This is a genomic window from Pseudarthrobacter sp. efr-133-R2A-89 (genome assembly GCF_030209315.1).
Taxonomy (GTDB): domain Bacteria; phylum Actinomycetota; class Actinomycetes; order Actinomycetales; family Micrococcaceae; genus Arthrobacter.
This window is the reverse complement of the sequence record NZ_JARVSE010000010.1, coordinates 474074-499667: the sequence shown is the minus strand read 5'-3', so window position 1 is coordinate 499667 and position 25594 is coordinate 474074. Positions and strand designations below refer to the sequence as shown.

The window sequence follows — 25594 nt, the reverse complement described above, 5'->3', positions numbered from 1 at the left end:
GCTGCCCCCGCCGGGTACGGACAGTGCGCAATCGCCGCGTTGATATAGTTGGGACATTATGCGCAATTTGGAAAACAACCGTGTGTTGGTCATCATGCCGGCGTGGAATGAGGCTGATTGCGTAGGGGCAACCGTGGCCGAAGTGCTGAGCCTCGACGAGCCTTACGACGTCCTGGTAGTGAATGACGGCTCGACCGACGGCACGCCGCACCTTGCAGCGGCGGCGGGCGCGACAGTCCTGAACCTGCCTTTCAACCTCGGTGTCGGGGGCGCCATGCGGGCTGGATTCAAGTATGCCCAGCGCCTGGGCTACCGCCAGGTCATCCAGGTTGACGCAGACGGACAGCATGACCCGCGGAATATCCGTGAGGTGCTCAACGGCCTGGACTCAGCAGACATCTCCATCGGCGCCCGGTTTGCCGACCGCGGCGACTACACGGTGAAGGGGCCCCGTAAGTGGGCCATGAAGCTCCTGGCAACTGTCCTGACCAAACTTGCCAGGACGCCACTTACGGACGTGACCTCCGGGTTCCGCGCCGGAAACAGCCGTGCGATTGCGCAGTACTTGGACCACTATCCGGCTGAATACCTTGGAGACACGATCGATTCGCTGGTGGTTGCCATCCGGTCCGGCCTTAAGGTCACGCAGGTTCCCGTCGAGATGCGGCCCCGCCAGGGCGGAACGCCAAGCCATCACCCGATCAAAGCCGCCGTCTACCTCGGCCGCTCCTTTTTCGCACTCGCCTTCGCCCTCACGCGCAAGCGGTCCAACGTCGTTTTGCCCCTCCCCTTGATGTCAGGAACGAACTGATGCCGAATATTGCCGCATTCTTCCTGGCCCTGGCCATCGTCGGGCTGGTCGGGGAGATGCTCCGACGCAAGAAGCTGCGCGAAAAGTACGCCATCTGGTGGCTCGTCGTCGGAATTGCGACCCTGATCCTTGCCGCCTTCCCGCAACTCCTGGACTATGTGGCCCAGGCCGTCGGCGTCCAACTGCCCTCCAACCTGCTGTTCATCCTCAGCATCCTCATGCTCCTGGGCGTCTGCCTCCACCTGTCCTGGGAGATTTCGGTCGTTGAAGAGGAGACCCGGGCCTTGGCCGAAGAGGTGGCCATCCTGCGGATCCAGATTGAACGGATCAACGAGGTGATGGTCGCCGGCAGGCCCGCAGGCAGCAACGACCCGGAGGTTGAGCCCTAGTGGTGGAACCCTCGCTGGAAATCTTCGTGCCGTACTGGGGCGATCCCGACTACATGAAGATCACTGTGGACAGCGTCCTTGCGCAAACTGATCCGCGCTGGTTCCTGACGGTGGTGGATGACGCCTACCCGGATCCCACTGTGGAGAATTACGTGCGGAAGATCGATGACCCGAGAATCACGTACGTCAAGAAAGCCGTAAACGAAGGCATCACCGAGAGTTTCAGGACCTCCATCCAGATGGCCAGGCAGGATCTGGTGGCCGTGGTTGGCTGCGACGACATCCTCCTGCCCAATTATGTGGAGACCGTGCTGAAGGCCTACCGCGACAACCCGGAGGCGGACATCATCCAGCCCGGGGTTCAGGTCATCGATGCTGCAGGCAACCCGGCACGCACGCTCGTGGACACCGTTAAACAGCGGCTCCTCAGGCCATCGGCCGAGGCTCCCCTGCTGCTGTCCGGCGAGACGCTTGCCACGAGCCTCCTGCACGGCGACTGGCTGTACTGGCCGTCGCTCACCTTCAAGACCTCGTCCGTCCGGACCGTCGATTTCCGCAATGAGTTCCGCATCATCCAGGACCTCGCCCTCATCATCGACATGATCCTCCAGGACCGCTCGCTGCTGGTAGTGCCCACCGTTGCCTTCGCTTACCGGCGGCATACCGAAAGCGCCTCTTCGCTCCTGCTCCAGGACGGCTCCCGCTTCGACGGCGAACGGGAATACTTCAGCCTCGCCGCCACGCTTACCCGGTCACGGGGCTGGCGCCGAGCGGAACGGGCCGCCCGTCTTCGCCTTACGTCGAGGCTTCATGCCTTGTCCCTCATGCCCGGACTGCTCAAAGCCCGGAATCTCGGGGCAATCCGGATCATGGCCAAGCACGGGTTGGGCGCCTGATGGCCGGCACCTCCCGAAGCGCACGGACGGCCGCCGTCGTCAGCACCTTCAATCCCCACCGCGCCGTCCTGGAGAACTGCGCGGCACTCCTGGAGCAGTGCTCGGACGTCGTTGTCGTCGACGACGGCAGCACCGCCGCCGACGAAACCGTCTACGTGGAGCTGGAGGTCCTCGGCTGCACGGTTGTGCGCCTGCGGCAGAACTCCGGAATTGCCGCGGCCCTGAACAGCGGCATCGCCCTCGCCAGGTCCCGCAACCAGTCGCTTGCTTTCATTCTCACCATGGACCAGGACTCTCTGGTCCAGCCTGGATTCGTCCGGGGCCTTGAAGACGCTGCTGATGCCGCAACCGGCGCCGGGCTCGGGGTGGGCATGGTAGCCCCGGGGAAAGTCAGCGGACTGCCGCGGCGGGTGGTACGAACCCACCACGGCGTGACGATCGGGGACGAACCCGTCCAGTCCGGCCTCCTCATTCCAACGGCCTGCCTGGACGCCGTGGGGCCCTTCAATGAACAGCTGTTCATTGACGGCGTGGACAGTGAGTTCTACCTTCGCGCAAAGGCCCGGCAGCTGCACTGCGTGATCGCCCTGGACAGCTCACTAAACCACTCCCTCGGCACAATGGTGCCGGCGCGTCTCGGACCGTGGCCGGTCAGATGGCGCGGACAGCCGCTGCAGGTGAGGACAGCGTCCACCTGGCGCTACTACTTCATTGTCCGCAACCGCCTCCTGCTGGCGACCAGGTTTGCGCGCCAGGAACCTTACTGGACCGCGCGGGGACTGCTGACGGACCTGCGGCACCTGACCATCGTCAGTATTCTTGCTCCTGGCAGGCGCCAGCGCCTCGCGGCCGCCCGAAAAGGCCTCGCCGACGGACTCCGGCGGAAGTCAGGCCCGGGGCCCGCACGGCAGCCCGGCACCTGATCCCGTTTTGGCCGTGGCTGCGTCGTGGGGAATGATTGATCCCATGCGTGGAATTATTCTGGCCGGCGGAACTGGATCGCGGCTGCACCCCATTACTCTTGGCATCAGCAAGCAGCTCGTCCCGGTGTACGACAAGCCAATGATCTACTACCCCCTCTCCACGCTGATCCTTGCTGGAATACGGGACATCCTGATCATCACCACTCCGCATGACGCCGAACAGTTCCAGCGCCTGCTGGGTGACGGATCGCAGTTCGGCATCAACCTGTCCTACGTCCAGCAGCCCTCGCCTGATGGACTCGCTCAGGCCTTCATCCTTGGTGCTGACCACATCGGCGACGAGACGGTGGCGCTGGTCCTTGGCGACAACATCTTCTACGGCCAAGGCATGGGAACCCAGCTTCGGAAGCACGCAGACATCGACGGTGGAGCCGTGTTCGGCTACTGGGTGAAGGACCCCAAAGCGTACGGTGTTGTCGAGTTCGACAACGAAGGCAAGGCACTGTCCCTGGAAGAAAAGCCCGAGAAGCCCCGCAGCCACTATGCGGTGCCCGGCCTCTACTTCTACGACAATGATGTCGTGGAGATCGCGCGGGAGCTCAAGCCTTCTCCCCGCGGCGAACTCGAGATCACGGACGTCAACCGGACCTACCTTGAGCGGGGCAAGCTGCAGGTGGAGATACTCCCCCGCGGGACCGCCTGGCTGGACACCGGAACCTTCAATGACCTCAGCGATGCATCGAACTTCATCCGTACGGTCGAGAACCGCCAGGGCCTGAAGATCGGCGCGCCCGAGGAGATCGCATGGCGCCAGGGCTTCCTGACCGACGACGACCTCCGCCAGCGTGCCGAGCCCCTGGTGAAGAGCGGCTACGGCAGCTACTTGCTTGGACTCCTGGAGGACTAGGCAGCAGTGATGGCCAACGCGCCGTCCCTGGCCGCATTCCCGTCGTCGTTCCTGGAGTCTTCATGAGCTGGTTTTCCGTCCTGCCAACCGCCATAGCGTGCCTGCTGCTTCTCTTTGTTCCCGGCACGCTCCTGCTGTTGGCCCTGGGATTGCGAAATCCTGCCTTCCTGGCCGTGGCGCCCGTCCTGACCGTCAGCGTCGTCTCGGCCACTGCCATCGTTGCCCCCTACTTTGGCATCGCGTGGTCGATACTGCCCGTAGCGGCAGCCACCGTCCTTCTTGCGGCGGTCCTCTTCGCCATCCGGAGGATCCCGGCACTCCGCCACCCTGTGCTGCCCTGGCGTACAGCCCTGGCGGGATCGCCGCGGATGCCGGTGCTGGCAGGTGTGGGCTTCGTCATCGGGGCACTGTCCATCGCGATTCAACTCCTTGCCGCCTTCGGCAGGCCGGACAACATCTCCCAGACGTTTGACAACGTCTTCCACCTCAATGCCATCCGCTATGTCCTGGACACCGGCAATGCGTCATCAATGACGCTGACCGCCATGACCAACGGAGACAATCCGCCGTACTTTTACCCGGCCGCATGGCATGGGCTGGCCTCGCTCCTCATCCAACTGACTGGTTCCCCGCTGCCGGCTGCAGTCAACGTCCTGAACCTTTGTATCGCCGCGGGCGTCTGGACGCTGGGCTGCATGCTGTTGGTGCGCAGCCTCGTCGGCCCGAACGCATACGCCGTGGCGGCGGCCGGCGTCCTGGCGGCGGGATTCGGCTCCTTCCCGATCCTGCTGCTTGACTTCGGCGTCCTGTACCCCAACTTCCTTTCGGTCAGCATGCTGCCAGCTGCGCTGGCCTGCGTGAGCATCTTCTTTGGCAACCGGCAGTTCTTGAACGTCGGTCCCGCAGCCCGGTTCCTGTTGGCTCCCATGGCGGCCCTCGGCGTGGCGATAGCCCACCCCAATGGCGTTATGTCACTTTTTGCGCTGTCCGTGCCGGTCCTGCTTGCGGCCTGGGCCTTCTTTGCCATCGACCGGCGCAGGGCGGGCCAGCCGGTCAGGCTCACCTTGGCGGCAGGACTGGGCCTGCTGGTCACCTTCGGCATCATGGCTGTCCTGTGGAAGATCATCAGGCCTCCCGCCGTGGCCGCGTTCTGGCCCCCGATCCAGACCCAAGGGCAGGCCCTGGGCGAAGTACTTACCAACTCAGCCATGCAACGGCCTATTGCCTGGGCAGTGAGCGCCCTGGCCATCGTGGGGCTGGCCATCGTGTTCCGGCGTCGCGCCACGGCATGGTTCGCTGGATCATTCATCATCGTTGCCCTGCTGTTCGTCGTTGTGTCAGCTGGCCCCGCTGGCCGCTACAGGGATCTGCTGACGGGGGTCTGGTACAACGACAGCTACCGTCTCGCAGCCCTCCTGCCTGTCGTTGGGGTGCCCTTGGCAGCGCTCGGAGCCGCCTGGCTGATCGAACGCATGCAGGAACAGACCATCCGGTTCCGCGCCACAGCGGGCGCCGCGGCCACTCCGGCATTCCTGCACACCGCAGCACCGATCATTGCCCTGGTGGCCGTGGGCCTGCTGCAGGCACCGCCCATGGTGACGCCCGTGGCGTCGGCCCGGGCAAACTACTCCACGACGCCGGATTCCCCCTTGGTCAGTTCCGATGAGATGGCCATCATCCAGGAACTGGATAACTACGTGCCAGCGGATGCAACCGTCGCCGTCAACCCCTGGACCGGTGGCGCCATGGCCTTCGCCATAGCGGACCGCAACACCACGTCGAAGCACACCCTCACCACCTACACGAAGGCCACGGAGCTGCTAAACGACAAGTTCCGGGATGCAGCCACCGACCCCGCGGTGTGCGATGCCGCGCGGGCCGGGAATGTCAGCTATGTCCTTGACTTCGGCACCCGCGAGGTCCACGGCGGGAATCACGGCTTCCAGGGCCTGCAAATTCCGGACGCGACCCCTGGTTTCAAGCTCCTGGACCAAAAGGGCGAGGCGAAACTGTTCCAAGTCACTGCCTGCCAGTGACACCCGCCTGCGGCCGCTAACCCCGCTTGCAACCAGCGGTCCTGTGCGTTCGGGATTGTTATGGTTGCCGAGGGGTCGCTGACCGGGAACACTGCTTCCTGCCTAGAGCCTAAGCTTCCTCGAAAGGACCGGAGCCAATGACTTGGCGAACGTGTTTGTCAGGTGGTTGTCGCGGTACACGAGCACGTTTCCGATGATGGCCGGGCAGGTTTCCTGGCGGCAAAGGTAGTCGGACATGTCCAGCACCTCAACGCCCGGCACCTGGTCGGCTGCGCGTTGCAGCGGATCGTCCCCCGTTGCCCTGGCCACCTGGCACTCCGGAGCCGACGGGCTTCTCCGCTGCACGCAGTCGGGAACCGAGAAGGCCGGATACGGATTGTCGAGGATGACCGCCACCCTCAGGCCCTCGTTCCTGAGCGGCTTCATGAGGTCGACGTAGCCTTTCACCAACGCATCCGGCGTGTCCCACCTCCAATGGAGTGCCTCCTCATAACCACGGGGCACCATTCCGGCGATAACCACCAGGTCCGGACGGAGGTCCAGGATCCTTCGCAGCGAGACCTGGTTCTGCGCCGAACAGTTTGAGTAGACCGTTGTCTCATCGGCCGGAGGCACAGCACTGAACGGACACCCGTTTCGGACCATGGCATGGATCTGCCAGCCGGCCTGTTTCCCGGCGAGCACCATGGGGTCCACGTACTGGGCAGCGTGGGAGTCACCCACGACCACCATGCTCCTGGTGGAGTCCGGAGCCCCGTAGACGCACTTTTCGGGCCCCATGGCCGCCGGATCGTAAACCCCGCAGCCATCTCCCGCCGTCATTGGAACGTCTTTCAGCGCCAAGGCGGCTTCCGGACGTACAGGCAGTCCCGCGGGAACAGATTTTTCGTGGCCGGGATCAAAGGCCATGGCACCCGGGTATTCACGGGTGTTGAGCAAACTTTGGAGCTCTTGGGCTTTGGCTTCCACGATGCCCCACGGAACCAGGGCGGAACCCGAGGTTGCGACCACCACACCTGCTGCCACGAGGAAGGTGGCAGCCGAACGAAAACGGACCTTTATGGTCCTGGCCTGGTTCCTCGTACGGCTGTGACGTACATGCCTGAAGCGCTGCTCGACAACCTGGTATGAGAGCGTTGCGCACAGGGTGCTGAGCAGCAGGATCGCGGCACCATGGAAGAACCCGGGTTCGCGGCCCAGGAAGTAGACGTAAAAGACGACAATCGGCCAGTGCCACAGGTATAGCGAATACGAGACATCGCCAATGAAGGTGACCGGCCTCCAACTTAGCAGCGCAGGCACGGAGAGGAATCCCGGCGCCGCATCCTGGCCTCCCGCACACAGAATCAGTATCGTGGCTGCGACCGGGATAAGGGCCACGTAGCCGGGAAACGCCATGGACGTGGAGAACGTCAGGGCTGCGAAAACGATGCCGGCCACGCCGGCCCAACCGGCCACCAGCTTGGGTTTGCGTCCCGGCAGGCCGCCCTTGAGGAGCACGGCAACCAGGCCTCCTGCGCCCAGCTCCCAGATCCGGGTGCTCGTGGCGAAGTAGGCAACGTCGTGATCGGAGATGGACAAGAAGATGCTGTGGACGAACGAGCAGACCGTGAGGCCACCGATGACGGCAACGCAAACGGATGCGGCGGCCCATTTGAACTTCCGGGCGAGAAAGACGCCGCCAAGAAGCACGATGGGCACGAAGATGTAGAACTGCTCCTCGACGGCCAGGGACCAATAATGCTGGACCGGGGAAACCAAGGCTGTGGCGTGCGCGTAGGTGTTGGCACTGAACGCCTGGTTCCAGTTTTGGACCTGGAGCCCGGACGCGATCACGTCCAGGCTGATCGACTGCCATCGGCTTTGCGGAAGGAGCGTCACTGTCCCCAGGACGATGACCAGAAGCACGAGGGTCGCTGCCGGAAGCAGCCGCACAATCCTTCGTTCGTAAAAGGACAGCAGGTCGAGGCTGTTGGACGTCGCAATCTCACGGACGAGTGAGCCTATGATCAGGAATCCGGAGATCACGAAGAAGACGTCAACACCAACAAAGCCGCCAGGAAGAATCGCCGGCCAGATGTGGTAGACGATGACCAGGCCCACAGCAAGTGCACGGAGGCCCTGGATGTCAGAGCGGGCAGATCCGGATTTTCGACTGTTTGGCGTTGCCCGCACATGGCGGCCAACCAACATCTCTACTGTTCGGGGCATCAGCGCCGCCATCCCACGCGCGTAGTCATCACAGGTCGGGCCGGGTGCGCGGGGTCAGGACCGCAGGATCGCAACCGCGTCGTGGATGGAACCGTCGAACTTCACGTTCCCGTGTTCGAGCAGGATGCCCCGTTCACAGATCCTGGACACCAGGTCCAGGTCGTGGCTCACGACCACCAAGGTCTTGCCGTCGCGGGCGAGCTCCTGGATCTTGTCGATGCACTTCCGTTGGAAGGGCTCATCGCCAACGGCGAGAATCTCGTCAATCAGGAAGACCTCGGGGTCGGTGTGGACCGCGACGGAAAAAGCGAGCCGCAAGTACATACCGGACGAGTAGAACTTCACCTCGGTATCGATGAATTGGCCGATCTCCGAGAATTCGACGATCTCGTCGAATCGGTCCTTGACCTGCTGCTCGGTCATCCCGAGGATGGCCCCATTCAGGAAGACGTTGTCCCTGCCAGAGAGGTCGGGGTGGAAGCCGGCGCCGACCTCGATGAGGCCCGCGACGCGTCCCCGCGTCTTGACGGTGCCGGTGTCAGGCAGCATGACGCCCGAGATGTGCTTCAGCAGTGTCGACTTTCCTGACCCGTTCAGCCCCAGGAGTGCAACCGTTTCGCCCGCCTGGACTTCTACGGAGACGTTCTTCAACGCATGGAACTTCTCGGAGAGATCGCCCTTGCGCCCTTTCGCCAACCACACCACGGCCTCTTTCAGGGACCGGGTGTGGCGCAACACGAATTGTTTGCTGATGTTCGAAACTTCGATTGCCGTGACCACTTAGAGCTCCTGTGCGAAACGGCCCTCAAGGCGCCGGAAGGTGTACTGACCCAGAACAACAATGACCACCGCGACCACCAGGCCCACCGGAAGCCACAGACCGAAAAGGTTGGGTGGCATCGCTGCCGAACCGTCGGTGGTGGGGTACCAGAACGCGTAGTGGAACAGTTCCACCCCGATGGTGATCGGGTTCGCCTGGTAAATGGCAAATGCTGTGCTTCCAAGCTTCTGCTCAACCATGGACCACGCGTACATCACGGGCGAAGCCCAAGTGGCAACCATCAGGAGCATGTCCACGAGGTTTTCCGAGTCGCGGAAGTAGACGTTGGCAGCGCCAAACAGCAAGCCCAGGCCGGTGGCGAGCATTCCGACGATGATGAAACCCGCCACGGCAGCAAGCAGCTGGATGACGTTGGGGTGCCAGCCGGCGAAGACACACCCCACCACCAGCACCACGAGCTGCGGAAAGAAATGCACCGCAGACACCCAGACGGAAGCGACGGGGAACAGTTCGCGCGGAAGGTAGATCTTCTTGATCAGGTTTCCGTTCATCACGATGGACCGTGCCGCGTTGCCCAGGGCCTCGGAAAAGAAGTTGATCAGGACGATGCCGGAGAACAGGTAAACGGCGTAGTTCGCCAACCCGTCCGGGTTCCTGGGACTCCGCTCCAGTCCGAGAAAGATTCCCAGCGCCACGTAAAAGACGATGAATTGGACGCCCGGTTTCACGTAGGACCACAGCAGTCCGAGAACCGAGCCCCGGTAGCGGACCTTGAGTTCTTTCCGCACCAGCAGCTTGAGAAGGAAGCTCGACTGCTTGATGTCCCGCAGTCCCCCGCCCAACCCGGGCGTCGTCAACTCACCGGTCGAGATAACGCTCACTTGATCTCATTCTGCGTGTGCTGCTCAAACGTCTTCCGCCACGATTCGATCGATGTCAGATCGTTCATGGCCGACTTGTACTTCCTGCTGAGCGCCGGCCACTCCCGGAGCAGCGCAGCGTGGAGCCGACCGCTTTCGGCCAGCATCGTCCGCAGCCGCTTCGGATCGCGCCGGTACCATGAGGCGCCGGTTCCCTCAGCGTTCGAGACCACGGCGCTGTCGTACTGCGCCATGCGCCACCACCGGTTGTCCTGGTGCGCCACAGTCGTCTGCGGACGTTCGGCACTGGTTCCTGTAACCGGCTTAACCAGTTGCCGGGCAATGGTCTTGGCAGCCCACGGCAGGAGGGTGATCCTGGAGGGCTGGGACGGTCCGTGGCCGCGGCGGGGCGGCTTGTCCATCTTCGGAGCCGGGAAGTCCTCCGGGTCCGGGCGGAAGACGGCGTCGGAGTGCCCGGACATCATCTCCCGGATTTCCGGCAGCTTGGTCGACAACAGGTCGGGGAGGGCTTCCGGCCCCTTCAGGACATCCTCCAGCGCCCACTGCCGGCCTTGGGCTGTGGCGTACTGCATGGAGACCATGTGCTTGACGTCCCCGTACTGTGACGCCTTGACCACTTCGCCGCCGTATTCGTACGGACTGTGCAACAGCGCCGTTACGACCCGATTCCGCGAGTGGAAGTACGCCTGCCAACCGACCAGGTCATCCTTGTCGATCCAGGAGACGTGCCACACGGCAGAGCCGGGAAGGGAGACCGTGGGGTAGCCGTGTTCCTTTGCCCGCAGGCCATACTCGGCGTCGTCCCACTTGATAAACAGGGGAAGCGAAAGTCCAATGTCGCGGATGACTTTGGTGGGGATCAGGCACATCCACCAGCCGTTGTAGTCAACGTCGCAGCGCCGGTGCAGCCACGAGGTCTGGCGCAGGTTGGACGACAGGAAGTCGTGCCCGAGGATCATGTCCTCGCTGGGAAGGGCCGGCTGGAACCGGTAAGGGTTGACCACTTCGCCAAACGTGTGCAGGACAGTCCGGTTGTACAGGTCGAACATGTGTCCGCCCACCAGCGTCGGCGTCTTGCATCGGTCCGCGAAGGTGAGGAGCCGGATAATGCTCTCGGGCTCGACAACAATGTCATCGTCCATCAGGAGCACGTAGTCGCTGCCGTTTTCGACCGCCTCGAACATTCCTCGGGCGAATCCGCCGGAGCCGCCCAGGTTGGACTGGTTGATGATCCTGAGTTTGCCGTTCAGGGACTCTTTGACTGTTTCGAAGCCGGGGGCATCGGAGAGTTTCTGCGTGCCCTGGTCGACGATCAGGATCTCCTGCACGTGCTCCAAAGCTTCGGCGCTCTCGGCCAGGAGGCTGAGGTTGTTCAAGCAGAAGTCGGTCTTGTTGAGCGTCGTGATCTGGAGGGTGACCGATCCCGGTGTGCTCTCGACGGCAGGCCCTTGCCACTCAGCATCGAGCATGATCAGGGGCTCGGTTCCGGCCAGCAGGTCGAACCAGTACCATCCGCCGTCTCCGAAGGGGGCCAGCGACAGCTCAAAGTGGCTTTCCGAGATCCCTTCGACCCTGCGGGTGTCCACCCGCTGCAGCGACCCGCGGGCGTTCGATTTGTAGACGATGACCGAACCGGCGCCTTGGGTGCGGACCTGCAACCGGATCTTGTCCACCGTGGTCCACCGACGCCAGTAGCTGGCCGGGAACGCATTGAAGTAGGTGCCGAAGGAAACGCGCTCCCCCGACCTCACGGAGGTGGAATGCCGCGAGAGGAAGTCCTCTACGTGCGCCTCCTTCGAGGGGCTGCTGATAGTCCGGGGCTTGGAGTCTTTCCCGTCCCCGTCGCCGATGGTGGGGAGCTGGATCCCGGTGGCCGTTCCCATGTCCATGTACAGGGGGGCCGTATCCATCTGGCTGGCGCTGGGCAGGATGACCCGCTGCAGGGTGTTCCAGTTCGCCGACGACTGGTCAGCGGCCGCAACGGCGGCTTTCTTCTGGTTCGCAGTTGATACGCTCATGCGTCCACGCCTCCACTTTCCAGCCTGACGCCGCTTTCGAAGTGCGGCCGGATCTTGTTGTCGAACATGCTCAGCGCGGATCCAATGGCCATGTGCATGTCAAGATACTTGTACGTGCCCAGCCGGCCGCCAAACAAGACGTCCGTTTCAGCAGCTGCCAGGTCGCGGTACTTAAGCAGCCGCTCACGGTCTGCAGAGGTGTTCACGGGGTAGTACGGCTCATCGCCCTTCTCGGCAAATCGCGAGAACTCCCGCATGATGACCGTCTTTTCGGTCTGGTAGTCGCGCTCAGGGTGGAAGTGGCGCGGTTCGATCACGCGGGTGTAGGAGACGTCGTCGTCGTTGTAGTTGACGACGGACGTGCCCTGGAAGTCACCAACATCGAGGACTTCCTCTTCGAAGTCGATAGTGCGCCACGAGAGGTCGCCCTCAGCGTAGTCGAAGTAGCGGTCCACCGGGCCGGTGTAGACCACGGGGATCTTGCCGACAACCTTGTTCTTGCTGTATTCGTGGAATTCGTCGAAGAAATCGGTATTCAGACGCACCTCGATGTTCGGGTGCTCGGCCATCTTCTCGATCCACGCGGTGTAGCCGTTGGTGGGCAGCCCCTCGTACTTGTCGTTGAAGTACCGGTTGTCGTAGTTGTAGCGCACGGGCAGCCTCGAAATGATGCCCGCCGGCAGGTCCTTGGGGTCCGTCTGCCACTGTTTCCCGGTGTAGTGCTTAATAAAGGCCTCGTACAGGGGACGGCCGATCAGCTGGATGCCCTTGTCGTTGAGGTTCTGGGGATCGGTGCCCGCCAGCTCGCCGGCCTGTTCCTGGATGAGGTCCCGCGCCTGGCCGGGAGTCAGGTTGGCGCGGAAGAACTGGTTGATGGTGGCCAGGTTGATGGGAAGGGAGTACACCTCGCCTTTGTGGACGCCGTAGACCTTGTGCACGTAGTTGGTAAAGGTGGTGAACCTGTTGACGTATTCCCACACGCGCTCGTTGGATGTGTGGAACAGGTGGGCGCCGTACCGGTGGATCTCAATACCGGTCTGCTCTTCCTTTTCGCTGTAGGCGTTGCCGCCGATGTGGTGGCGGCGGTCGAGGACGACGACCTTCAGGCCGAGCTCGCTAGCGGCCTGTTCTGCGATTGTCAGGCCAAAAAAGCCGGACCCTACAATGACGAGGTCAGCGGTCACAAAATCTCCTGGTTTGAATACGGGCAGCACAATGAGGGTGCATCGTCTGCTGCTCTAGCCTACCCGAGGGACCGCAACGTCCGTCGAATCCGCACACCTCCTGTGATCCGTCGCACATCCGACCTCAAGCAGGCCGCAGAACCCCATCCCGCTCGACGTACGCATCCCGCGTGCCGGGACAAACCCAATTGCTGCCGTCGTTGATCAATGGTTGGCCGGCCTTGCCCACCCAGCCGATGCGCCGCGCGGGGACACCCGCCACGAGCGCGAAGTCCGGCACATCCTTTGTGACCACAGCGCCTGCCGCCACCATCGCCCACGCGCCGATGGTTACGGGCGCTATGCAAACTGCACGGGCACCAACAGCAGCTCCCTCCAGGATCGTCACACCCACTTTTTCCCAGTCCTCCTCTGTCTTGAGGGTCCCTTCAGGAGTTACAGCGCGGGGGAAAACATCATTGGTCAGGACCACTGCGGGACCAATAAAGACCCCCGCCCCAAGAATCGCGGGTTCGTACACCAGGGCGTAGTTCTGAACCTTGCAGTTATCCCCCAAAACCACGCCGGGGCCGATGTAGGCGCCACGACCCACGACACAGTTCTCCCCCAGGCGCGCCCCCTCACGGACCTGCGCGAGATGCCACACTTTGGTGCCCACCCCGATACTTGCGCCTGCATCAACGTCAGCACTGTCCGCGATGGTGCCCAAAGGATTCTCCCTTGCTGCTCATGGCCCGCTTTTCAAGGGGACCGGGTGTAGCGATCCTAGCCGAGCTCCCGCCGTGCAAGCAGGACTCCCCGGCCGGGTTTTCCACATAGAGCCCGAAACGGCTCCCAAGGCTTTTCCTTCACGGATAGCGTGACGCAATACGCACGAAGGATTAGCACCCATGACCCTGCATTGCACCTTGGTTGGTGGTCCGGGCTCCCCACGCCTCCGGGCTCCTCTCGAACTTTCCATCGAGGCTCCGCCCGGCACGCCAGGAGCGGACATCAACGAACAGTTGTCGACGAAATTCGGCACCGGCCCGGTCACTGTGGACGGACAGGACCTCCGTTCGTTGGTTGCCGGTATTCCGCCGCTGGTAAGCGCGGCAATTCTCGTCGACGGCGGCACCTCGCCATCAGGTCAACGGCCGCGTCGTCCCCGGGCCGCCGATACCGCGGCCCCACTGGCACTCGCCATTCACAGCGGCGCTGCCGCGGGAACAGTCATACCGATCCGGCGAGGCAGCTACACCATAGGTCGGAGCGGCGCGCGTGTTGTAATCCCGGACCCGGAGTTGTCGCGCGAGCACGCACGCCTTGTGGTCACGGACACGAATATCATCCTGATCGACCTGGACAGCGCAAATGGCACCTACGTCGATGGTGAGAGGATCCGCAATACCGTCATCTCCACGGATTCCGGTATCAGGTGCGGGCAGTCCACCATGTCGCTGGTGTTTTCTGACCAGTCGGAGAGGGTCCTGGCCGATGCCGGAAAATCTGTGGCCGAACCCATCGTGGTCTCCGGTGGGGCTGAGGGCGGCAACCGCGCACTGCTGCTGGTGGCCGCAGTTCTCCCGCTGGCGATTGGCGTGGGGCTTGCAGTGTTCACCGGGATGTGGATGTTCCTTGCCTTCTCGGCGGCGTCAGCGCTTTCTGTTCTGGTGCCCGTCATCGGCGGACGGCGCCAGAGACAGGAATTGGCGGCTGCCGTTCAAGCGGCAGTGCGGGAAGACAGGGAACGCCGACGCCGGTGCGCCCCGTCCCTTGCCCTCGTTGCCTTGGCAGCGCACCGGAGCACTCAGGCGAAGGTTCCGCATTCGGCGTCCGACGGCGTGTGGCTGAGGTTGGGCGAAATGGAGCAGTCCGCCAATGTGCGAATTGAGCCGGCACGCGCCGTCCAGCCCGTTCACCCGGTTGGGCGAGTCCCCGTCGTCCTTGACCCGCGCCGGCCGCTCACCATCATCGCGGGCTCATCGGCGGGCATCGACGGAGCCATCAGGTCCCTCATCATGCAGCTTGCGGGCTATCCCTTGGCTGACACGACGAAGGTGGTCGTCCACGGGCGGCCGGAAAATCTGCCGTTGGCCGCCCGGTATCTTCCCAGGGCAACCCTCACCGGAACAACTGATGCCGCCCTCCGGGTCATCGAAGGAGGTGGGCCCTCAGGTTCAGAGCGAAATGTCCTGTTGATCCGCAGTACGGCGCCGGCGGACGAGGGCGACGTCAAAGTCCGTGAAGCCGCTGTGGAACGAGGTTGGCAGGTTCTTCATTTCCTTCCGGAACACACCGAATCCCCGTCAGCTGACGTGTTTTTGTCCGAGCGCAGGTCGGTCATGCTCCTTGACCACGACAAGCCGGTCTTTGTTCCGGACCTTATACCGGAGGCAGTATTCACCACGCTCTGCCGACGCCTGGCGAAGGCGCCCAAACGGGATGACGGGCACGTCTGCTCGCTTCCGGCCACCGTCGGACTCAGCGAGATCCTGCCCATGTCGGCGGCCGAGACCGCGAGACGCTGGGAAGCCGCTGCGCAAAGGCCGGGGCTCGCGGTGCCGCTGGGCCTGGGTAAGGCCGGCCCAAGGACCCTGGATCTCCAGGCCGACGGTCCCCATGTGCTCGTTGCAGGCACCACAGGATCAGGAAAATCGGAATTGCTCCGGACCTTTACCCTGGCGCTCGCCCTGAGCTACCCTCCTGAGCGAATCAACTTCTTCTTCGTCGATTTCAAAGGTGGCTCCGGCTTGGGTCCACTCCACGGCTTGGTTCACTGTGTCGGACTTCAAACCGACCTGACCAGCGCCGAAATGGAACGCACCCTGGTGTCGCTGCGGGCAGAAGTCAGGCTCCGTGAGGAGCACCTCTCGGCAGCCGCCGTACCGGACCTCGCAGCGTACCGGTCCTCGCACGCGGCGAAGGACTTCGACCTCCCCCACCTTGTGATCATCATCGACGAGTTCAGGATGCTTGTTGACGATGCTCCGGAAGTGCTCCGTGAGCTGCTGCGGATCGCTTCCATAGGGCGGTCGCTGGGTATCCATCTTGTGATGGCCACGCAACGGCCCCAAGGTGCATTGACGGCCGACATCCGGGCAAACGTCACCTCCAGCATTGCCCTCCGCGTGCAGTCGGACATGGAGTCAGTAGACATCGTCAATTCGAAGGCCGCGGCGGCCATCGGAGTGGACACCCCGGGCCGTGCGTTCCTCGCACGCGGCGCGGAACCTGCCGAAGAGTTCCAGGCCGCGTCCTTGTCGCCCATATCCGAGGATCAGCTGCACGGTCCGGTCGTCATCCAGCCGACAACGGCGTACCTGGCTCCCCGGAAAGCAACGGACCCATCCCCGCCGGACCCGGCGCCAACCCCGGCCACGGCGGCGGCTCCCCTGGTGTCACTCGTGGAATCACTTTGCGCGGCGTATGGAAAACGGGTCCCCCGGAGACCGGTAGCTCCTCCCCTGCCTGCAGACCTGGAAGAACCGGGGCAGGATTATTCACCCGACGGATACCCGGCGGCCAGGTCGATGTCCGCTGGACCTGGCGGCGACGAAGGCAGTGTGCACCTGGGGCTGATGGATCTGCCCCAGAAGCAGAAGGTGGTGACTCTCACCTGGAACCGCGCCAAACACGGGCATGCCGCCTTCCTGGGCAGTTCCACCTCCGGCGCGCCGGAAGCCCTGGAACTGACGGCCGGGAGATTGATGGCCAGCCCGTCCGAAGCCCACTTCTATTTCCTGGACGGTACGGGAAGCCTTTGGCCCTTCGCGCACGCCGGCCGGACCGGGGCCCACGCCGGTATCCACGAGTTGCGCCGGGGCGCCCGGATCCTGGAACGCCTTACCCTCGAACTCGGGAGGCGACTAAGCCGGCCGGCTGTGGGAGACGTACCCCTGGTTCTCATTGTGTCTGGCTGGGGCTCCTGGGTTTCAGCGTTCCGGTCCGGCCCATTGGCCTGGGCCGAAGACCTGGTCCAGGACCTCGCCCGCGACGGGGGCAGGGCTGGAATAACACTGTTGGTTTCCGGTGAACGCGAACTGACCGCAGCCAGGTTCTACGCATCCATCCCCAACCGCTTCTATTTTCCGTTCGGCTCCACCGAAGAGAGCCGCGCCGCATGGCCACGGATGCCCTCCGTTTCCCCCGTGTCGGGAAGGGCTGTGGCATTTGGCCCGGCAGCCGCTGGCGGCCCGACGGTCTGCCAGTTCTACCGGCAATCCCTCGCTGGCCATGGGCATCCCTCTCCCTCCGGGGACGGCGTGCCTGCCGCATCACCGCCTTTCAGGGTCGAACCCCTCCCGGCTATGATCACGACCGGCGAAGTCACGGCACGTGCCGAGCGCACAACAGCGTTCCGGACTGGTGCCGGGAACGGGCAAACAGGCGCTGCAGAGGCCTCCGCAGGAACCGCTCAGGCCCGGGCCGTCCTGCTGGGCGTGGCGGGCAACGAGCTCGATGCATTCGCCGTCCGGATTCCAGCCGGCGGCGTGATGGCAGTCCTCGGCGGTCCCGAAAGTGGCAAAAGCAACGTGTTGCACGCTATGAAGAAACTCAATTCCAGCAAGGGAGGTTACTCAAGCCCCGTGCTGCACATGAAAGCCGGAAACCCTTGGCGAGGCGTGCTGGAGGAGGCCGAGGCCGGCGACCTTTCCCCCGACACGCTGCTGCTCGTCGACGATGTTGACCTTCTGGACCCGCCGGCAGCGAAGGACCTGGGCCGCTTGAACGGTTTGGGCTATTCGCTGGTGGTCACCGCACGGTACAGCCCCTTGCTGCCGCAACGCATTCCTTTGATCATGAACGCCCGGGCGGCCGGCCTCGGACTTCTGATGTGCCCACGGACGATAGCCGATGGTGACCTGTTCGGGGTCCGGTTTGAGGTGGAGGCGAATCCACCGTCGGGCCGTGGCATCCTGATTTCCGAGGGCCGGTCGTGTGCCCTGCAGGTTGGGTGGGCAGGCGCCGCACCCTGAACTGTCGGCCTTCCCCGCCGTTGCCCCAAATCCGGGCGTTCGTTACCCAGTCCGGACGTTTACAGGGAACGAACCAGTGGCGTCTGATGCAGGGACGTCAGAGAGCAGGGGGTGGACTGCCGGTTCGGGACGCGTGGCTGATCACCCTGTTGGAGAACAGGAGAACTATGGCGGCTGCGGCCGGTACCACCATTGCCACCCCCGCAAGGACCAGGCCACTGGTCAGGGTTGGGACACCAATGGTCAGGACGAACAGTTGGGCCACCAGCGCCGCTGCCCGGGTCCACCGGTACCCGCGGTAGAGGAAGACGGATACCGCAAAGAGCCAGGCGGAAAAGGCCAGCAGGAGGCCCAGGGTGAAGACCGCTCCCCAGAAGGAGAGCACGGGGCTGCCGGTCAACAGCTCGTACCCGTACCAGGCTGCAGCAGCCAGCAGGGCAAGGGCTTCGGCGCCGGCAATCAGCGCCACCACGATGGCAGCGACGGGAGCGGCAGTGGAATGCTCATCGGACGGACGGACGGGTCCGTTGCCGGGCTCGTCCGGGGTCGCTGGGACACCTACTGGGTTTACCGGGGGTCTTGACACACTGGCACCCTACCGGACATAGTCGGACACTGGTGAGGGCAGGAGCCGCCACTGTGATGCATCGCTCAGGTTTCCACTGATATCAGGCGTTATTACCCCTTGTTTACACAGCGTTAACATGACAGGCTTGATGCAGATGACCAAGGGGGCCCAGAGGGCCCCTTTCCTTTGTAGCCACTAGTGAATAATTTCACAAAGGCACTTCCCAGAAATGGAGCAACTGATCAGCATGGATTGGCGTAACCGCGCAGCGTGCCTCGACAAGGACCCGGAACTGTTCTTCCCCGTCGGAAACACAGGCCCGGCCCTCCTGCAGATCGAGGAAGCCAAGAGCGTCTGCCGCCGGTGCCCTGTAGTGGACACATGCCTCCAGTGGGCCCTGGAATCCGGCCAGGATGCCGGTGTCTGGGGCGGCATGAGCGAAGATGAGCGCCGTGCCCTGAAGCGGCGTGCCGCCCGCGCACGCCGGGCGTCCTAGAAGGCAGGCAGCCCGCACCGTCAAAACGGACCGTTACAACCAGAGGCCCCGGATCGATCCCAAGGATCGGCCCGGGGCCTCTGTCGTTTGGTTTTACTCAACACCGGGCGCCATATCCGCGCCTACGGTCCCGGTGTGGTCAATGGCCTACTTCCCGTGCAGGCTGAGCCTGATCTTGACCTCGGTTCCGCCGCCCTCCCGGCGTTCCCACGTGATGGTTCCGCCGAGTTCACTGGTGACCAATGTCCGCACGATCTGCAATCCAAGCCCCTCGACGTGGGGGGTCTCCGGGAGCCCCACGCCGTCGTCGGCGATGGTTACCGTCAGCTCTTCGCCGTCCTCCCCCTCGGACCTGTCGGCCAGGAGCCACACTGTCCCGGCCCTTCCCTCAAGACCGTGCTCAACGGCATTGGTCACCAGTTCGTTGATCACCAGGGCAAGCGGTGTGGCCAAATCGCTGGGCAGTTCACCGAACGTGCCGGAGCGTTCGGTCCGCACCTGCTGTGAGGGCGACGCAACCTCGGCGGACAGCCTGAACTGGCGGCCAATCAGCTCGTCGAAATCCACGCTCTGGGTCAAGCCCTGCGACAGGGTCTCATGCACGAGGGCGATGGTGGCCACACGGCGCATCGCTTGCTCCAGTCCCTGCTTGGCCTCGTCGCTCACCATCCGCCTGGATTGCATCCGCAGCAGCGCAGCCACTGTCTGGAGATTGTTCTTGACCCTGTGGTGGATCTCGCGGATGGTGGCGTCTTTGGTCACCAACTCCATCTCCCGCCGCCTCAGTTCCGAGACGTCCCGGCAGAGCACCAGCGCACCGAAGCGCTGCTGTTCATCGCGCAGGGGGATGGCACGCAGGGACAGGCTGACACCGCGGGATTCGATCTCGCTGCGCCACGGCATCCGCCCGGTCACCACGAGCGGCAGGGTCTCGTCAACCATCCGCCGGTCCTTGAGGAGGCCGGCCGTGACCTCGGCAAGGGAACGCCCTTCCAGGGATTCCCCGTCGCCAAGGCGGCGGAACGCGGAGACACCGTTGGGGCTGGCGTACTGCACCACGCCATCGGCATCCAGCCGGATCAGGCCGTCCCCCACGCGGGGTGCACCCCGGCGCGACCCCGTAGGCGAGGCAAAGTCCGGCCACAATCCCAGGGTGCCCATCCGCAACAGGTCATACGCGCACTGCCGGTAGGTCAGCTCCAGCCGTGACGGCATCCGCGAACTGGACAGGTCCATGTGCGTAGTGACCACCGCAAGCGTCCGCCCGTTCCGGACCATCGGGACTGCCTCCACCCGAAGCGCCATCTCGCTGTTCCAGTTGGTTTCGCTGGACCGCTCAATGGAGCGGCTGTTCCAAGCTTTGTCCACCAGCGGCTGCAGGTCCGAGCGGATCCCTTCCCCCACGAAGTCGCTGTGGAACGCGGTATGCGTGGTGGAAGGGCGCACGTGGGCCAGTGCGACATAGCCAAGCTCCGGGTGGGGGAACCACAGTGCCAGGTCGGCGAACGCCAGGTCCGCGACCATCTGCCAGTCCCCCACCAGGAGGTGCAGCCATTCGGCATCGCCCGGCCCGAAATCAGCGTGTTCCCTGATGGGGTCCGTAAAGATTGCCACTGCACCTCCAGTTGCGACGCCGCATGGCTAGCGTCGGACGATTGACCTCAAGAGCCTCAATGCTACCGACAGTGAGGCCATGTCGTCGGCCTCAAGGGCGTTCACTTCGTCGAACATGCTCTTTGCCCTGCCCAGCTGTTCGGCATTCTGCGCCTCCCAGTCCTTGAGCCGCGCCTCCGGCGAGTCGGCCGTGGACGTTGCGTCCAGCACCGCCGTCGTCATGTCCGACACCGTCGAGTACAGATCGTCGCGCAAGGCGGCCCGCGCCAGCGCCTGCCACCGGTCCTGGCGGGGCAAGCTGCTGATCCGTTCCAGCAAGGAATCAGCGTGGAACCGGTTGAACACGGTGTAATACGTGGCCGCAATGTCCTCTACCGGGTCCTTGCGGGATCGCGCGATCTTGGCGATATCGAGCAGCACGAAGCTCTCGAACAGCTCGGCCCAACGCAATGCCAGGCTTTCCGGGAGTTCCCATTCGCGGCCCTTCGCCAGCCACTCGGCCACCCGGTCGCGGTCATCGCCACGCAGGTAGTCCAGCAGGCGTGCCCGCATCGGATCCATGAGCGGCTTGAACTCAGCCACTACCTCTGCGATCGGGCGGGAGACGCTTTCCTGGCCCAGCAGCCAACGGACCGCACGGTCCAGGAGCCGGCGGATGTCCAGGTGGACGGTGCTCCAGTGCTCCGTCGGGAACGAAGCCGGCAGATTGTTCAACTCGGCCACCATCGCATCCAGTTCGTACACCTCCCGCAGCGCCACGAACGCCTTCGCGACGGCCACTTCGCTGGCAGACGTTTCTTCCATGACCCGGAATGCGAAGGTGATTCCGCCCAGGTTGATCATGTCGTTGGCCACCACCGTGGCGATGATTTCGCGTCGAAGCGGATGCGTGTCCAGCTCCGCGTCGAAGCGTTCGCGCAGCTGGTGCGGGAAGTAGGAGCGCAGCGTGTCCCTGAACCAGGGATCGTCGGCAAGGTCGCTGTCCCGAAGCGCCGACGCCAGCTCGATCTTTGCATAGGCGGCCAGAACCGACAGCTCAGGGGATGTCAGGCCCTGCCCCTGCTGCAGCCGGTCACGCAGGGATTCGGTCGTCGGCAATGCTTCCAGGTCGCGCTTCAGGTCCGCGCTCTTCTCCAGCCAGTCCATGAGCCGCTCGTAGCTCGGGCTCCACTCGGCCACCCGGCTGCGGTCGTTCAGGAGCAGGATGTTCTGGTCGATGTTGTCTTCCAGGACCAGCCGGCCCACCTCGTCGGTCATGGAGGCCAGGAAGTCGGCGCGTTCGGCCGCCGGCAGCTTGCCCGCGGCGACCATCCGGTCCACGAAGATCTTGATGTTGACTTCGTGGTCGGAGCAGTCCACGCCGGCAGAGTTGTCGATCGCATCCGTGTTGAGGATGACCCCCTGCAACGCCGCCTCGATGCGGCCGCGCTGGGTCATACCGAGGTTTCCGCCTTCACCCACCACCTTCACGCGCAAGTCACGGCCGTTGACGCGGATGGCGTCGTTGGCCTTGTCCCCCACCGTTGCGTTGGATTCGGAACTGGCCTTGACGTAGGTGCCGATACCCCCGTTGTACAGCAGGTCGGCCGGGGCTAGCAGGATGGCCCTCAGCAGCTCCGGCGGGCTGAGTTCGGCGGTTTCGGCCGACAGCCCGAGCGCCGCGCGCACCTGCGGGGACACGGGAATGGATTTGGCCTGCCGGGCGAAGACGCCGCCGCCTTCACTGATCAGCGACTTGTCGTAGTCGTCCCAGGAAGACCTGGGCAGCTCGAACAGTCTCTGCCGCTCAGCGAACGAGGATGCCTCGTCCGGTGCGGGATCGAGGAAGATGTGCCGGTGGTCGAATGCCGCAAGCAACCGGATGTGGCGGGACAGGAGCATCCCGTTTCCAAATACGTCACCGGACATGTCCCCCACACCCACCACGGTGAACGGCTCGGTCTGGGTGTCGAGGTCGAGCTCGCTGAAGTGCCGCTTGACCGACTCCCAGGCGCCCCGGGCGGTGATCCCCATGGCCTTGTGGTCGTACCCTACGGAGCCGCCGGAAGCGAACGCGTCCCCCAGCCAGAATCCGTACTCTGCCGACAGCCCGTTGGCGATGTCCGAGAAAGTAGCCGTCCCCTTGTCCGCCGCGACGACAAGGTAGGAGTCGTCGTCGTCATGCCTGACAACGTTCGACGGCGGCACAAGCCGCTCGCCGCTACCTTCAGTGAGCAGGTTGTCGGTGAGGTCCAACAGGCCACGGATGAAGGTCTTGTAGCTTTCGACGCCTTCGGCCATCCAGGCCGCGCGGTCGGCGGCCGGATCCGGAAGCTGCTTGGCGAAGAAGCCGCCCTTGGCTCCGGTGGGAACGATGACGGCGTTCTTGACCGCCTGCGCTTTCACCAGGCCCAGGACTTCGGTACGGAAGTCCTCCCGCCGGTCAGACCAGCGAAGGCCACCGCGGGCGACCTTGCCGAACCGCAGGTGCACGCCCTCCACCCGGGGCGAATAGACCCAGATTTCGAACATCGGCCGCGGGAACGGCAGCCCCTCGATCTGCGCCGGATCCAGCTTGAAGCTCAGGTGCGGCTTGTCCTGGAAGAAGTTGGTGCGCAGCGTGGCCTCAATGAGGTTGCCGAATGTGCGCAGCACACGGTCGGCGTCCAGCGTGGCAACCTTCTCGATGGCAGCTGCCAGGTCATGGCGCACGGACGCCTGGGCGCCGGCGCGCCCGGCGTCGTCCATGGACGGGTCGAAGCGGGCAGCGAAAAGTGCGATCAAGGCCTTGGTCACGTCGGCGTTGGCCAGGAGTGTGTCGGCCATGAAACCGAAGGAACTGCTGCTACCCATCTGGCGCATGTAGCGGGCGTAAGCACGCAGCACCGTGATCTGCCGCCAGTGCAGGCCCTCCCGCAGCACCAAACGGTCGAAGCTGTCCGACTCTGCCGCGCCGGTGACGGCGGCGCCAAAGGATTCAGCCAGGAGTTCCCCGGTGCTGACCGGATCCACCCCGGCCGGGTATTTCAGCCCAAGGTCGTAAAGGAAGAAGTCCCTGTGGTCGGCGGTTTCGATCTCGAACGGGCGCTCGTCCAGGACTTCCAGTCCCAGGTTGTGGAAGTAGGGAAGGATCTGGCTCAGGCTCTTGGGCTCCAGCATGTAGAGCTTGACCCTGGCGTCCTCTTCCAGGGTCGCGCCCGCCCCCTCGGGCAGGTAGACGTGGACGCCGGGACGGTCCTGCCGCGCGCCCGTGCTCCGCTCGGCGGCGGCCCCGTACTTTTCAAAACGCGCAATATCCTCAAGCGCGTCCTCTACCTCGTAATCCACCCGGTAGCTGGCGGGAAACGCCTCGGCCCAGATGGCGGCGAGTTCCTTGGCCTCGGCCGGGTCCCGCCCTTCGCGCAGGACCTCGGTGATGCCCTCACTCCAGGACCTCGCGGCCCGAACCAGCCGCGTTTCCAGTTCGTCGCTGTTGACGTGGCTGACATCGGCGTTCTTGGGCAACCGGATGCGGAAGAACAGGCGGGCAAGGGCCGATTCCGTCATGCGTGCTTCGTAGTCGATCGAGACCGCCTGGAACGTTTCCCGCAGTTCCTGCTCGATGCGCAGCCTGACATTGGTGGTATACCGGTCACGGGGCAGGTAGACGACGGCGGACATGAACCGGCCGTAGATATCGGGCCTGAGGAACAACCGGGTGCGGCGCCGTTCCTGAAGCTTCTGGATACCCAGGGCGGTTGCGGCGAGGTCGGGAATTTCGATCTGGAACAGCTCGTCGCGGGGATAGGTCTCAAGGATCCCCAGCAAATCCTTGCCGGAGTGGGAGTCCGGCGGGAAGCCCGCGGTTTGCAGCACAGCGTCGACCTTTTCGCGGACGATCGGAATGTCCCGGACGGACCCGGCGTAGGCGCTGGTGGCGAAAAGTCCGATGAAGCGGCGCTCGCCGTTGACGTTGCCTGCGGCATCGAAACTTTTGATTCCGATGTAGTCGAGGTAAGCCGAGCGGTGCACGGTCGAGCGGGAATTGGCTTTGGTGATGACCAGGGCGCGTTTTTCCCGTGCCTTCTTCCGGCCGGTGTCAGTGAGGTGCTGGATGTGGGGGGAATCGGCGGCTGCCCGCAACAGTCCGAGCCCGCTGTCTTCGCGCAGTTCGAGGACATCTTCCCCGTCAACGTTCAAGAGGTCGTACTCGCGGTAGCCGAGGAACGTGAAGTTACCGTCGTCCAGCCAGCGGAGCAGGTCCTTGGCCTGGCGCAACTCGGCGATCTGTGCGGGATGGGCCACCTGGTCCAGGCTCCTGGCGATCTCCAGCGCCTTTTGGCGCATCTTCGGCCAGTCTTCGACAGCGGCCCGGACGTCCTTGAGGACCCGGGTAAGTCCGGCAAGCAGGGACGACTTCGCGTCGTCGGAAATACGCTGGATTTCGACGGCGATCCACGACTCCATATGGGAGGCGTTTTCACCTTGGGCGATGAGGTGGGACAGGTTCGGCATGGCGGCCGTGTCCCCACTGGAAATGCCCAGGTGGGCGGGGACCCTGTTGACCTTTACCAGCTCGCCGGTTTCCCGATTCCTGGTGGCGACAAACAGCGGGTGGACAACCAGTTTGATGGCTGCGTGCTGCCGGACCAGTTCCGCGTTCACGGAATCGACAAGGAAGGGCATGTCGTCAGTGACGACGAAGATGACGGTGCTGTCCTCCTCGTCGGCAATTGAGATCTTTGCCTGTCCGGGCTGCCGGACCGACGCCGCCTTGTGATGCTCCCGTGCCCGGGACTCGAGTACCTCGCGAGGGTAGCTCCGGGCATCCTCCTCGGCCAAGTGCTGGTAGTAGTCCCCCATGAAACCTTCAAGGCCTTCAATGGAGAGGGGCTGATCCTCCACACCGGATCCAGACGACATCGACAACGCCTCCACTAGAGAAATTCGCCGCACCTTTGCA

At 63.7% G+C, this 25594-nt stretch carries 17 protein-coding genes; 8 read left to right on the top strand and 9 right to left on the bottom strand.

All coding sequences use genetic code 11. The features are described from left to right. The first annotated feature begins 58 nt into the window (after positions 1-58). The 6 genes from QRM95_RS18055 (at position 59) to QRM95_RS18030 (ending at position 5962) form a co-directional block, all read left to right on the top strand. The gene (locus QRM95_RS18055) at positions 59-811 is read left to right on the top strand and encodes a glycosyltransferase family 2 protein (protein ID WP_285248827.1); all 753 of its coding nucleotides are present in this window, start codon (positions 59-61) and stop codon (positions 809-811) included. Then, positions 811-1200 carry a DUF2304 domain-containing protein gene (locus tag QRM95_RS18050; protein ID WP_018760200.1) on the top strand — a complete coding sequence of 130 codons (390 nt, stop codon included), beginning with the start codon at positions 811-813 and terminating at the stop codon, positions 1198-1200. The genes QRM95_RS18055 and QRM95_RS18050 overlap by 1 nt, the downstream gene beginning before the upstream one ends. After that, positions 1200-2096: a glycosyltransferase family 2 protein gene (locus QRM95_RS18045; protein ID WP_285248826.1), complete on the top strand. Its 897-nt coding sequence runs from the start codon at positions 1200-1202 to the stop codon at positions 2094-2096. The genes QRM95_RS18050 and QRM95_RS18045 overlap by 1 nt, the downstream gene beginning before the upstream one ends. Beyond that, positions 2096-3019 (top strand): glycosyltransferase, encoded by a 924-nt coding sequence (locus QRM95_RS18040; protein WP_285248825.1) that lies wholly within the window; start codon positions 2096-2098, stop codon positions 3017-3019. The genes QRM95_RS18045 and QRM95_RS18040 overlap by 1 nt, the downstream gene beginning before the upstream one ends. 43 nt (positions 3020-3062) lie before the next feature. Continuing rightward, positions 3063-3926, top strand: a complete 864-nt coding sequence (gene rfbA, locus QRM95_RS18035) for a glucose-1-phosphate thymidylyltransferase RfbA (protein ID WP_285248824.1) — start codon at positions 3063-3065, stop codon at positions 3924-3926. Between the two features lie 62 nt (positions 3927-3988). Then, a complete protein-coding gene (locus QRM95_RS18030) occupies positions 3989-5962 on the top strand; it encodes a DUF6541 family protein (RefSeq protein WP_285248823.1) in 1974 nt (657 codons plus the stop codon). Positions 5963-6064: 102 nt separating this feature from the next. Here QRM95_RS18030 and QRM95_RS18025 read toward each other — a convergent pair whose 3' ends face one another. The 6 genes from QRM95_RS18025 to QRM95_RS18000 all read right to left on the bottom strand — a co-directional run bounded on the left by QRM95_RS18025 (position 6065) and on the right by QRM95_RS18000 (position 13746). Further along, a complete protein-coding gene (locus tag QRM95_RS18025) occupies positions 6065-8173 on the bottom strand; it encodes an acyltransferase family protein (RefSeq protein WP_285248822.1) in 2109 nt (702 codons plus the stop codon). A 54-nt stretch (positions 8174-8227) separates the two neighbouring features. Further along, positions 8228-8953 (bottom strand): ABC transporter ATP-binding protein, encoded by a 726-nt coding sequence (locus QRM95_RS18020; protein WP_109045116.1) that lies wholly within the window; start codon positions 8951-8953, stop codon positions 8228-8230. Further along, positions 8954-9835: an ABC transporter permease gene (locus tag QRM95_RS18015; protein ID WP_109045117.1), complete on the bottom strand. Its 882-nt coding sequence runs from the start codon at positions 9833-9835 to the stop codon at positions 8954-8956. Further along, complete coding sequence (locus QRM95_RS18010) at positions 9832-11853, bottom strand: glycosyltransferase (RefSeq protein WP_285248821.1); 2022 nt, start codon at positions 11851-11853, stop codon at positions 9832-9834. Before QRM95_RS18010 ends, QRM95_RS18015 begins: the two co-directional genes overlap by 4 nt. Further along, positions 11850-13037, bottom strand: coding sequence for a UDP-galactopyranose mutase (glf, locus tag QRM95_RS18005; RefSeq protein WP_285248820.1), 1188 nt, complete (start codon positions 13035-13037; stop codon positions 11850-11852). The genes QRM95_RS18010 and glf overlap by 4 nt, the downstream gene beginning before the upstream one ends. 124 nt (positions 13038-13161) lie before the next feature. After that, positions 13162-13746, bottom strand: a complete 585-nt coding sequence (locus tag QRM95_RS18000; RefSeq protein ID WP_285248819.1) for an acyltransferase — start codon at positions 13744-13746, stop codon at positions 13162-13164. Between the two features lie 181 nt (positions 13747-13927). On the opposite strand from QRM95_RS18000, the gene QRM95_RS17995 reads away from it, so the two are divergent. Then, complete coding sequence (locus QRM95_RS17995) at positions 13928-17995, top strand: FtsK/SpoIIIE domain-containing protein (RefSeq protein WP_285248818.1); 4068 nt, start codon at positions 13928-13930, stop codon at positions 17993-17995. 97 nt (positions 17996-18092) lie between these two features. On the opposite strand, the gene QRM95_RS17990 is transcribed toward QRM95_RS17995, so the two are convergent. Beyond that, entirely contained in the window at positions 18093-18581 is a 489-nt protein-coding gene (locus QRM95_RS17990) for a hypothetical protein (RefSeq protein ID WP_502934984.1), read from the bottom strand. Between the two features lie 229 nt (positions 18582-18810). On the opposite strand from QRM95_RS17990, the gene QRM95_RS17985 reads away from it, so the two are divergent. Next, a complete protein-coding gene (locus QRM95_RS17985; RefSeq protein WP_003804966.1) occupies positions 18811-19059 on the top strand; it encodes a WhiB family transcriptional regulator in 249 nt (82 codons plus the stop codon). Positions 19060-19206: 147 nt separating this feature from the next. Here the strand turns inward: QRM95_RS17985 and QRM95_RS17980 are convergent, their stop codons facing one another. Further along, positions 19207-20673 (bottom strand): sensor histidine kinase, encoded by a 1467-nt coding sequence (locus tag QRM95_RS17980; protein ID WP_018760216.1) that lies wholly within the window; start codon positions 20671-20673, stop codon positions 19207-19209. Between the two features lie 27 nt (positions 20674-20700). Then, positions 20701-25554, bottom strand: coding sequence for an NAD-glutamate dehydrogenase (locus tag QRM95_RS17975; protein ID WP_285248817.1), 4854 nt, complete (start codon positions 25552-25554; stop codon positions 20701-20703). Positions 25555-25594: the final 40 nt, after the last annotated feature.